Here is a 10,500-nt window from a genome sequence, read left to right as displayed (position 1 = left end):
TGCTCAGACGTACGTAGCTGTACATCGATCGATGCTCAGACGTACGTAGCTGTACATCGATCGATGCTCAGACGTACGTAGCTGTACATCGATCGATGCTGCGGGCTACGCAGGTTGCAGGGGTCCTTGAAAGTGATCCAGGGGTGACCGGTCTCGAACAGCATCGAGAGCATCTTGCGCCATAGATCCTTAGCCTTTACCCGCTTATAGAGCTTGAGCTGACCGGTATAGGTCATCGCCTCGTACTCTTCGTAGCGCTTCTGGAAGGCGGCACCGTACAGATCGTGCAGGTCCGGACAGGTGGAGGGGGAGAACAGCGTCCACTCCTTGTCGTCGAATACCCGCTTCATGAACAGATCCGGCACCCAGTTGGCGGAGTTCATGTCGTGGGTACGGCGGCGATCGTCGCCGGTGTTCTTTCTAAGCTCCAAGAACTCCTCGACGTCCATGTGCCAGGTCTCGAGATAGGCGCAGACGGCGCCCTTGCGCTTGCCGCCCTGGTTGACCGCCACGGCGGTATCGTTGACTACCTTGAGAAACGGCACCACGCCCTGAGACTTGCCGTTGGTGCCCTTGATGTAGGAGCCCAGCGCCCGTACTGGCGTCCAGTCGTTGCCAAGCCCGCCGGCCCACTTGGAGAGCATGGCGTTGTCCCGGATGGCGCCGTAGATGCCGTCCAGGTTGTCCGGCACTGTGGTCAAATAGCAGCTGGAGAGCTGGCTTCTGGCGGTGCCGGCGTTGAACAGGGTTGGCGTGGAAGCCATGTAGTCGAAGCTGGAGAGCAGCTCGTAGAATTCGATGGCCCTGGTCTCGCGATCGTCCTCGTTGAGCGATAGCCCCATGGCGACCCGCATGAACATGACCTGGGGCAGCTCGTAGCGCACGTCGTCGCGATGGATGAAGTAGCGATCGTAGAGGGTCTGCAGGCCGAGATAGGTGAACTGGTTGTCCCGGGTGTGATCGAGGGCATCGCCCAGACGCTCGAGATCGAACTCCGCTAGCCGTGGGTCGAGCTGTTCGAACTCGATGCCGCATGCCACATAGGCCTTGAAGGCCGGCTTGTAGAGTTCCGCCATGTCGCCAAAGGTGGCTTCCTCGGCGATGTCCAGAAAGGAAAGGGCTTCACGGCGCAGGTTGTCCTGCAACAGTCGCGCGGTGACGTAGGTGTAGTTGGGGTCCTTTTCCACCAGGGTGCGGGCGGTCATCATCATTGCCGTGGCCACGCCGTCCTGGGAAACCCCGTCGTAGAGGTTCTTCAGGGAGTCGTCGACGATCTTCTTGGCGTCGACGTTGGCCAGGCCTTCGCAGGCGTCGCGTACCAGAATCTCGATGCGCCCTAGATCCAGCGGTCGGGTGCTGCCGTCCTCCAAAGTGACGTTGAGGGTCGGGTGGGGCTTGGCAATGTCGCCGCCTGCTGCCTGGCGTGCCCGGGCGTGCTCCTCGCGGTAAAGCACGTAGGCTCTTGCAACCTTCTGTTCGCCGGCGCGCATCAGAGCCAGTTCGACCTGATCCTGAATGTCCTCGATGTGCAGGGTGCCGCCGTCCGGCATGCGCCGCTGAAAGGCCTCGACGATCTGTGTGGTGGCATTGGCGACGAAATCGCGTACCCGAGACGACGTGCCGGCGTTGTCGCCCTCGACGGCAATGATGGCCTTGGTCATGGCGACGGAGATCTTGCTGGGATCGAAGGCCGCCACGTCGCCACCGCGTTTGATCACGCGAAGCCGCTGGGGTGCCGTCAGATTCACGGAAGTCTCATTGGAAGAAAGTGTGGTGGTGTCCATGGTGCCGGGATCCCTGATCTGCGTTGTATGGGGAATCTTACGTCGACGATGCGAGTCGAAAACCGTCAACAGTGCCTTGAATAGTCGTGTTATCGAGTCTTGACAGCACTGAGTTCAATTGTTAGCAAAATACATCATGTTGTGCTCGCAGTCATCGTGGCTACAAGATAGTGTGCCGGGGCAGGGGGTGCAAGAGGAACATCCTGTGGATATCTTGTGGCTCGTCTGGGAGTGGTTTCAGTCTTGTGTGGAAAATCGCGAGGTTACGTCACGGGCAAAAAAACAGTAAAAAAGTGTGAGATTGCCACCAAGCGCACTAGGGTGGGAGTTAGGTATCATTTGTCTCTATCAACTATGTTGAAGAGTGACCATCTCGTAACCCTCTGTAGCAAGGTGTAGCATTGCTTCATATACCCACGATGCCACGGTATCAATAAGCCAAATAGGATGGATGACAGCTTGGACAGCAAACAGAAGGACCTCGTACTGATCATCGAGGATGACGAACGCCTGGCCAACCTGACCCGAGAGTATCTTGAAACCAACGGGTTCCGGGTCGCCATTGAGGCCGATGGTGCACATGGGGTAGAGCGCATCATCGAGCTGGAACCGGATATCGTCATTCTTGATCTCATGTTGCCCGGCGAAGATGGTTTGTCGATCTGTCGTCGTGTCAGACCTCAATATGCCGGTCCCATCTTGATGCTGACGGCGCGCACCGATGACATGGATCAGGTGCTGGGTCTGGAGATGGGCGCTGACGATTACGTGCCCAAGCCGGTTCAGCCTCGGGTATTGCTGGCGCGCATGCGCGCCTGATGCGTCGCAGCGATCAGCTCGAAAGCAGTAACGGTGCCGCACGGCTCACCTTCAACGATCTGCTGATCGACAGCGCTACCCGGGAGGCCTGGCTCAGCAACGAGCGTATCGACCTGACCAGCGCCGAGTTCGACCTGCTCTGGCTGCTGGCGGACAATGCCGGCCGTGTGCTGACCCGGGAAGAGATATTTTCGGCCCTGCGCGGCATCAAGTATGACGGCCAGGACCGTTCCATCGACGTTCGGGTGTCGCGCATACGCCCCAAGATTGGCGACGATCCCAACCAGCCCCACCGCATCAAGACAGTGCGCAGTAAAGGCTATCTTTTCGTCAAGGATGTCTGATAGCCATGCGTCGTACCCTGGCGGACAGTACCTTTGTAAGGGTCTATGCCACGCTGCTATTGGCGCTGGTATTGACCTTCGGGCTGGCAATGATGGGCTACATGATCGTCGATCAGGTGCGCCGCGAGTACTATCGCGAGCGCTTGGCGGATACGCCCATGGCGCTGCTCACGATCCTGTTGAGCGAAGTGCAGCCCGCAGAGCGTAAGCAGTGGTTGCAGCGCCAGGGAGAGCATCTCGACATGCAGCTGTCGTTGTATCGAAAAGACGAACAGGCATTTAGTTATTTCCAGCGTCGACGCTCGAGGATGGGCGCCCGCTGGTCATGTACGACAATACAAGCCATACCTGGAGTCTATGGCGGTATGTGTCCGGAGAGCCTCTGTTGCTCAAAGTGGCCCTGGCGCAGCTGTCGGGCCAGCAGCTGCGCGGTTTGGTCGGCACCTTACGAGACTGGCTCGAAGACATGGCGGCACCCGAATATCCGTTGCAACTCCTGACCGAAAAACAGTCACTGCCGATCACGCTCTCTACGACCCCGCCTGGTCTACTTGACCCGCACCAGCGTGAACGGCTTGCGGATGGGGATATCGTGCTGCAGTGGATAGCCGAACAAGGCTCGATCTCTGCTCACGCAAGGCTGGTGTCGCCGGTGGACGGTTCACTGCGTTGGCTCAATGTGGGGCCGATCTACGCGTTCAATACCATGCCGTTGATCCTAACCCTGGGCCTGGTGCTTGCCTCGCTGATGGTATTGGCCGGCGCTATCTATCTGATCGTACGCGGTGTCGAGACGCGCATGGCTCGCCTGGAGAAGGCGGCAACCCGAATTGCCGGTGGCTACCTGGATACCCGAGTCAAGGTCGAGAGCAGCGATTTCATGGGGCGTCTGGGTATGGCCTTCAACGGCATGGCGGCTCAGGTGCAGTCGCTTCTGCGTGCGCAACAGGAAATGATTCGCGCCGTCTCCCATGAACTACGTACGCCGGTGGCGCGCATTCGTTTCGCGGCACAAATGGTCGAGGACATGACGGAGCAAGAGGCGGTGCGACGTCAGTTGAAGGGTATCGATGGGGATATAGAGGAGCTCGATCAGCTGATCGATGAAATTCTGACCTATGCGCGTCTGGGTAGCGATAATGTCAGTAGCGGAGGTATTGATACCGAAGTCGTCGAATGCCGCGCCATGGCTCGGCGGGTAGTGGAAGCATTGAGTTCGTTGCACCCTGATATTCGTATCGAGGTGGCTTTGGGAGAGGAGATCGACGTTGTTGCCGAGCCCCGCTACTTGCAGCGCGCGCTACAGAATCTGGTGGCCAATGCCTGTCGTCATGCGGAGTCACGGGTACTGATTCGCCTGACCCGGGACGCCCGCGCGGTACGCCTGGATGTAGAAGACAACGGGCCCGGCGTGCCGGAAAGCGATCGTATGGATATCTTCAAGCCTTTTGCACGTCTCGATAACAGCCGCGCACGTCGCTCTGGCGGTTATGGTCTGGGACTTTCTATCGTTCAAAAAGTGATGCTATGGCATGGCGGTAGTGTGATCGTTGATGAAAGCCAGTATTTGGGCGGCGCCCGGTTTAGCCTATTGCTTCCAGTATCGGTACAATCTACTAAAGACATTATCGTTTGACTGGGTTTTGAAAAGGTTCCGAAGGGTGTTGGAAAAAGACAGGTGATGACAACAATGACAATAAACACAATTACGACCGAGGCCTTGAGTGGCCCTTGGTCGCTCGTACGTTTCGTCTATCGCTGGCCGGATGGCCGCGAACTGGCGCCTTTGGGACAAGCCAAGGGGCAACTTCTTTATCTGCTCGAAGACGGCGCGCCTGGACGCATGGCAGTGCAGGTGGTGGCCGGTGAACGCCCGTCTCTCGATCCCGGCAGTGACGCCAGTTTGGCGGCGCATTTTCGCAGTGGCTTTGCCTACGGTGGTCGCTGGTCGCTACGCGAGGGCATGGTGCAACACGACGTCGAGATCGCCAGTATTCCCGACTGGGAGGGCAGTCAACTGGCCCGCGAGACTCGACTTGTCGATGATCGACTGATGCTGTCTACCAAAGAGCCCAGTCCACAGCTACCCGAGGGTGGTTATCAGACGGTACTGGAATGGCAGCGTTGATCTACTGCGCTCGTGACGATCAAGACCGGTTCTTAGGCCGGGCGAATCCCCTCCAGCACCGCAAAGGACGTCTCTCGCGCGGTACGCAGGAAATCCTCCATCCAAGGTAGATCGCGTTGTTCCTCGCGAATCGCGGCGAACAGCGTACTCCACACGCCTTTCTCCCCCAGAGCCAGCGCGCGCACGTAGCCGCGCTCCAGGTACTCCGTCAGCGCCCAGTTGGGAAGGGCGCAGACCCCGCGGCCGCTGGCCACCAGCTGCATCATCATCACCGTCAGCTCCGCGGTGCGTATCTCTTTGGGCGTCACCTTTGCGGGCTCGAGAAACTGCGTGAAAACGTCCAGCCGACTGTGTTCCACCGGATAGATAATGAGAGTCTCCCCGGCCAGTTCCTGGGCGGTGACGTAAGGCTTGTCCGCCAGCGGATGCTGCCGGGAGAGTGCCAGCAAGCCTTCATAGCGAAACAGCGGCTCGTAATGCACACCGGCCAGGGGCTGGGGATCGGCGGTGATCACTAGATCGAGCTGCTCTCGTGCCAAGGCGGGCAGAGGATCGAAGCTTCGTCCGCTGGGGATGTCGACTTCTACCTCCGACCAGTGATCGCGGAAATGATCGATGGTAGGCATCAGCCATTGAAAGCAGCTATGGCACTCGATGGCCATGTGCAAACGACCCTGTTCCTCTCCCGCCAGTCGCGCCAGATCCCGCTCCGCTCTACGTACCTGAGGCAATATCTGCTCGGCAAGTTCCAGCAGGCGCTCCCCGGCCCGGGTGAAGGTGACCGGCCGGGTCTTGCGCAAGAACAAGGGGCTGTTCAAGCGCTCTTCCAGATCCTTGATTTGATGAGACAGTGCGGACTGAGTCAGGTGTACTCGCTCCGCAGCTTCCACCAGCGAGCCGGCGTCGCGCAGGGCAATCAGAGTGCGAAGATGACGAAGCTCGAGCATCGTATGAAATCCATTCACGTTGATGATTAGTTAATTTAGTTTGATTCACCTGTCACCGCCAGTGACACTCCTTCCAGCACATATGGCGAAAACGATCGCGGATTCTACTATTTAATTTCCTCAAGGAATAACGATGACACTGGCACACACTCTAGGCTATCCCCGCATCGGCGCTCATCGAGAGCTCAAGCATGCACTCGAAGCGTATTGGAAAGGCGAGATTGGCCAGGCGGCCTTGGAAGAGACCGGCGCCGACCTGCGTAAGCGCCATTGGCAGGATCAGCGTGATGCAGGCCTTGATCTGGTCAGTGTCGGCGATTTCGCCTTCTACGATCAGGTACTCAACGTTTCGGCACTGATCGGGGCGGTGCCGCTACGTTTTGGTCATGCTGGAAATGACGTGGATCTCGATACCACCTTTCGCATGGCTCGGGGACGGGCACCCAGCGGCACCCCCGCCGCCGCCTGCGAGATGACCAAGTATTTCGATACCAACTATCATTATCTGGTCCCGGAGCTGCATCAGAAACAGGATTTTCGTGTCGCCAGCGAGCGCCTGTTCGACGAGGTCGAGGAAGCCAAGGCCGCCGGCCACAAAATCAAGGTGTCCTTGCTCGGCCCGGTGACCTGGCTATGGCTAGGCAAGGAAAAGGACGCGGATTTTGATCGTCTCGATCTGCTCGAAGGGCTGGTAGAGGTCTATGGCGACATCCTGGCGCGTCTTGCCAAGCAGGGCGTCGAGTGGGTGCAGCTCGATGAGCCGGCCTTAGTGCAGGATCTGCCCAAGCCTTGGCAGCAGGCGTTTGAACATGCCTACAACCGGCTGCAGTCGGCTCGGGTCAAGGTACTGCTGGCCACCTATTTTGGCGATCTCGGGGACAATCTTGCTTTGGCGGTCGGTTTGCCGGTCGAAGCGCTGCATATCGATGTGGTGCGCGGTCCGAATCAGCTCGAGCGCGTCATCGATCGCCTGCCGAGCTACAAGATTCTGTCCGTTGGCGCCATCGACGGGCGTAACATCTGGCGTGCCGATCTGGCCGCCCTGCGGGAGACTCTCGCTCAGGCCAAGTCCCGACTAGGGGATCGGTTGTGGCTGGCACCCAGCTGCTCACTGCTGCACGTACCCGTGGATCTTGATAGCGAAACGGAGCTTGATGAAGAACTCAAGAGCTGGCTGGCCTTTGCTCGCCAGAAGCTCGATGAAGTCGCGCTGCTGGCGCGTCTGCTGGATGATCGCGGTACTCCTGAAGATGAAACGCGTCTGGCGGATGCCACCGCTGCTTTGGAAGCTCGCCGTCGATCGGATCGCATTCACAAGGTTGCGGTGGCCAAGCGCCTTGACGGCCTCGGCAAGCACGATGCGCAGCGTGACAGCGCTTATCCGATCCGCGCCCGTGTACAGCGTCAACGTTTCGATCTGCCGCTGTTCCCCACCACCACCATTGGCTCATTCCCTCAGACCGACAACATCCGCGCCGCCCGTCGTGCCTTCAAGGCAGGCAACCTGGCGCTTGACGCCTATGAAGATCGCATGCGCGAAGAGATTACCTTTGCGGTAGAGCGTCAGCAGGCATTGGGCCTCGACGTGCTGGTGCACGGTGAAGCCGAGCGCAATGACATGGTGGAGTACTTTGGTGAGTTGCTCGATGGATTTGCCTTCACCCGCTTTGGCTGGGTGCAAAGCTACGGATCGCGCTGCGTCAAGCCTCCTGTCATTTTCGGCGACGTTTCGCGTCCCCGGGCCATGACCGTGCGCTGGAGCGAGTATGCGCAAAGCCTGACCGAGGCGCCGATGAAAGGCATGCTGACCGGCCCGGTGACGATTTTGCAGTGGTCCTTCGTGCGGGACGATCAATCCCGGGAAACCACCTGCCGCCAGATCGCACTGGCGCTGCGGGACGAGGTGGCGGATCTCGAAGCCGCCGGCATCGGCATCATCCAGATCGATGAACCGGCCTTGCGGGAAGGATTGCCCCTGCGTCGGGAACAGTGGCAGGCGTACCTGGACTGGGCGGTGGAGTGCTTCAAGCTCTCCGCGGCGGTGGCCCAGGACGACACCCAGATTCACACCCACATGTGCTATTCGGAGTTCAATGACATTATCGGCTCCATCGCGGCGCTGGACGCGGACGTCATTACCATCGAGACCTCCCGCTCCGACATGGAGCTGCTCAATGCCTTCGAGGACTTCGCCTATCCCAACGAAATCGGACCAGGGGTTTACGATATCCACTCACCCAACATTCCCGAGGTGAGCTGGATCGTGGACCTGATGCAAAAGGCTGCGCAGAAGGTGCCGGCGCAGCGCCTTTGGGTCAACCCGGATTGCGGTCTCAAGACCCGGGGATGGGCGGAAGTCGAGCCGGCGCTGACCAGCATGGTCAAGGCAGCGCAGGAGCTGAGACACAGCTACCGCTGAAGAAGCGCTAGTTGATAATCAGTCGGCCCAATTGCGTAAAATGAAGACAAAAAAGGAGGTGGCAAACCGCATGATTCCCAGACGATGACTGGTAATATCATCTTCGATTAATTAGTTTTTTAATTCTGGAGGTGATTGTGAGGTTCATTGCAACTGGGGTCTTTGCGTTCATTTTGGCGGGCTGTGCCACCTCATCTTCGCTATCGCCCCCGGCTTCGCCCCCAATGGAGGAGCGGGGGGTCGACTCAACGCCTGCTGCTCCTGCGGTGGGCAACGATGCCTCGCAAGGAAAAAACACCTCTTCATCGCCTTTATTGCCTTCGGGCTTTTTTGCCGATGGCGGCGACACCTTCACTGCCTGGCGCTGTACACCGGCTCAGGATCTGATTACCGCCTTCCCAGAAAATCGACTGCGTCTATGGTCCGGGCAAGGGTATTTCGAACTCGATTCTGCCGTGGTGGCTTCCGGCGCGCGCTACGTGAAGAACGATCTCTCGTTCTGGAACAAGGGCACTATCGCCCTCGTCGAGAGCGACAACGGTCGGCTTGAATGTCAGCAGGACGTGGAGCGCAAGACCTGGGGGCGTCGCCAGCATCCGGATACGATCTTTTACGCCAGGGGTAACGAACCCGGCTGGGCGCTTAGGCTGGATCGCAAGACATCGAGACTAAGCTGGGTGACGGATTACGGTAAGCGCACTCTGATACTTCCCTACAAACTGGGCAGGGTCGTCAACGGGCAGCATGCCAGCATGACTCTGATCAGCCTGGATGCGGCCCAGCCTCTGACCGTCGAACTGGAAGCTCGGGCCTGTTTCGATACTGCGAGCGGAAAACCCTTCCCGGTGCGTGTCACTATTACCTCCGACGAGCAGCAGCAGCTCGGCTGTGGTCAGGGTATCGAAAAGCATCCCTGAGCGGGCGTCGTTCTCTGATTCACTCAAGAGCCGCCCTGGACTTGCGCCTTGAATGAGGCGCACTTTTCGACAGAGGTTTCTGAAGACGTACTGGCGAAAGCGGAGGGGCACAAGCGCAGATCCGGTGAGAAGACGCGTCGGGCCAACAGGGCAAGCGCCTCGCTACTTGCCGAGCGTTCAGGTATCCCGGAAGCGATCGTCGGATGCCAGTCGACGTCGCGACGCTCAGCCAACAAGAAGCTGAAAGGATGAAAACCGGACATCCCGAGGCGCAAGTCCGTGGCGACTAGCCCGGTCGTCTCATCTCTTGTCTGAGTGCGATAGCTCAAGAAGGGGCCGGCAAACCAGTCAAGGCGCTGTCCACTGGCGGTCTTTAGCGCGGCCCCCTCAAGGCGCTCTCCTCGCGGAAATCCCTCGAACAGCGCTTCTTGCGTATCGAACAAGTTAACCAAGGCTTCCTGATAATCATCGCCGTCGATTACCGTGACTCGCCACAACAGCGTATTGAAAGGGGTCGGCTGTACCAGTCGAGGAGCGTCATCCAGATCCTGCCTGGCAAGCAAGGGCTCGACCCGGGCATCGATCGTCCATTTTGCGCCAAGGGAAAACAGCAGATAGGCACCCGAGAGAGCCAACCCCCAGCCTAGGGCGCGAGGGCGATACCCCCGTAACAAGACATAAACCACGGGGACAAACAACGGCAAGGTATATAGTGGATCGATGATGAAAATGCTCGACCAGCTGACCGGCGGGACATCCAGTGGCCATAGGAGCTGAGTGCCGTAGGCGGTAAAGGCATCGAGCAGCGGGTGGGTCAGCAGGCAGGCGCCGTAGAAAAGTCCCCAGCGTTTGAGCGAAATGTCCCATCGGGTAATGAAGCGTGCCGACAGCAGTGCAAGCACCATGGCCAGTGCGCTCAATACCAGCAGCGAATGACTGAAGCTGCGATGATAGGTGTAGTTTGCCACCGCATCGCCATAGTCGATCAGCACGTCGAGATCCGGCAGGGTGCCGAGCACGGCACCGGCAAGCAGCGCCTTGCGCCCAAGACGCCGGCCGAGAACTGCGCCGCCGATCGCCGCGCCTAGAGAGGCCTGAGTCAAGGAGTCCATAAAGATAAATGTCCTGATACGGTTGTAGGC

Annotated in this window: 7 protein-coding genes and 2 pseudogenes; 6 read left to right on the top strand and 3 right to left on the bottom strand. The window is 58.8% G+C overall.

Going from position 1 to position 10,500, the window contains the following annotated elements; translation table 11 throughout:
- Positions 1-98: 98 nt before the first annotated feature.
- Positions 99-1,784, bottom strand: a pseudogene (locus tag CH74_RS11795) (ribonucleoside-diphosphate reductase subunit alpha); the annotation flags it as partial.
- Between the two features lie 447 nt (positions 1,785-2,231).
- Between CH74_RS11795 and CH74_RS11790 the strand changes: the two are divergent.
- From CH74_RS11790 to CH74_RS11780, 4 genes and pseudogenes are all read left to right on the top strand, one after another.
- Positions 2,232-2,947 (top strand): annotated as a pseudogene (locus tag CH74_RS11790) (response regulator).
- Between the two features lie 5 nt (positions 2,948-2,952).
- A complete protein-coding gene (locus CH74_RS20035) occupies positions 2,953-3,447 on the top strand; it encodes a hypothetical protein (protein WP_367379118.1) in 495 nt (164 codons plus the stop codon).
- Positions 3,342-4,583, top strand: a complete 1,242-nt coding sequence (locus CH74_RS11785) for an ATP-binding protein (RefSeq protein WP_367379119.1) — start codon at positions 3,342-3,344, stop codon at positions 4,581-4,583. The genes CH74_RS20035 and CH74_RS11785 overlap by 106 nt, the downstream gene beginning before the upstream one ends.
- 54 nt (positions 4,584-4,637) lie before the next feature.
- A complete protein-coding gene (locus tag CH74_RS11780; RefSeq protein ID WP_048307703.1) occupies positions 4,638-5,075 on the top strand; it encodes a lipocalin-like domain-containing protein in 438 nt (145 codons plus the stop codon).
- Positions 5,076-5,107: 32 nt separating this feature from the next.
- Here the strand turns inward: CH74_RS11780 and CH74_RS11775 are convergent, their stop codons facing one another.
- Positions 5,108-6,022: a LysR family transcriptional regulator gene (locus tag CH74_RS11775; RefSeq protein ID WP_048307701.1), complete on the bottom strand. Its 915-nt coding sequence runs from the start codon at positions 6,020-6,022 to the stop codon at positions 5,108-5,110.
- A gap of 133 nt (positions 6,023-6,155) precedes the next feature.
- Here CH74_RS11775 and metE point away from each other — a divergent pair, with 133 nt between their 5' ends.
- Both metE and CH74_RS11765 read left to right on the top strand, forming a co-directional pair.
- Entirely contained in the window at positions 6,156-8,441 is a 2,286-nt protein-coding gene (metE, locus tag CH74_RS11770; protein ID WP_048307699.1) for a 5-methyltetrahydropteroyltriglutamate--homocysteine S-methyltransferase, read from the top strand.
- Between the two features lie 137 nt (positions 8,442-8,578).
- Positions 8,579-9,358: an MliC family protein gene (locus tag CH74_RS11765; RefSeq protein ID WP_053070741.1), complete on the top strand. Its 780-nt coding sequence runs from the start codon at positions 8,579-8,581 to the stop codon at positions 9,356-9,358.
- Between the two features lie 23 nt (positions 9,359-9,381).
- Here the strand turns inward: CH74_RS11765 and CH74_RS11760 are convergent, their stop codons facing one another.
- Positions 9,382-10,470, bottom strand: a complete 1,089-nt coding sequence (locus CH74_RS11760; protein WP_048307697.1) for a metal-dependent hydrolase — start codon at positions 10,468-10,470, stop codon at positions 9,382-9,384.
- Between the last annotated feature and the right edge of the window lie 30 nt (positions 10,471-10,500).

Origin of the sequence: Halomonas sp. PR-M31 (assembly GCF_001039575.1) — a bacterium.
Classification (GTDB): Bacteria; Pseudomonadota; Gammaproteobacteria; order Pseudomonadales; family Halomonadaceae; genus Modicisalibacter.
This window is presented reverse-complemented; position numbering and strand designations above follow the sequence as displayed.

Bases quoted from the DNA above. Each gene is read 5' to 3' on its own strand.
- CH74_RS11760 (WP_048307697.1), bottom strand. From the start codon at position 10,470: ATGGACTCCTTGACTCAGGCCTCTCTAGGCGCGGCGATCGGCGGCGCA.
- CH74_RS11775 (WP_048307701.1), bottom strand. From the start codon at position 6,022: ATGCTCGAGCTTCGTCATCTTCGCACTCTGATTGCCCTGCGCGACGCC.
- CH74_RS11780 (WP_048307703.1), top strand. From the start codon at position 4,638: ATGACAATAAACACAATTACGACCGAGGCCTTGAGTGGCCCTTGGTCG.
- CH74_RS20035 (WP_367379118.1), top strand. From the start codon at position 2,953: ATGCGTCGTACCCTGGCGGACAGTACCTTTGTAAGGGTCTATGCCACG.
- metE (WP_048307699.1), top strand. From the start codon at position 6,156: ATGACACTGGCACACACTCTAGGCTATCCCCGCATCGGCGCTCATCGA.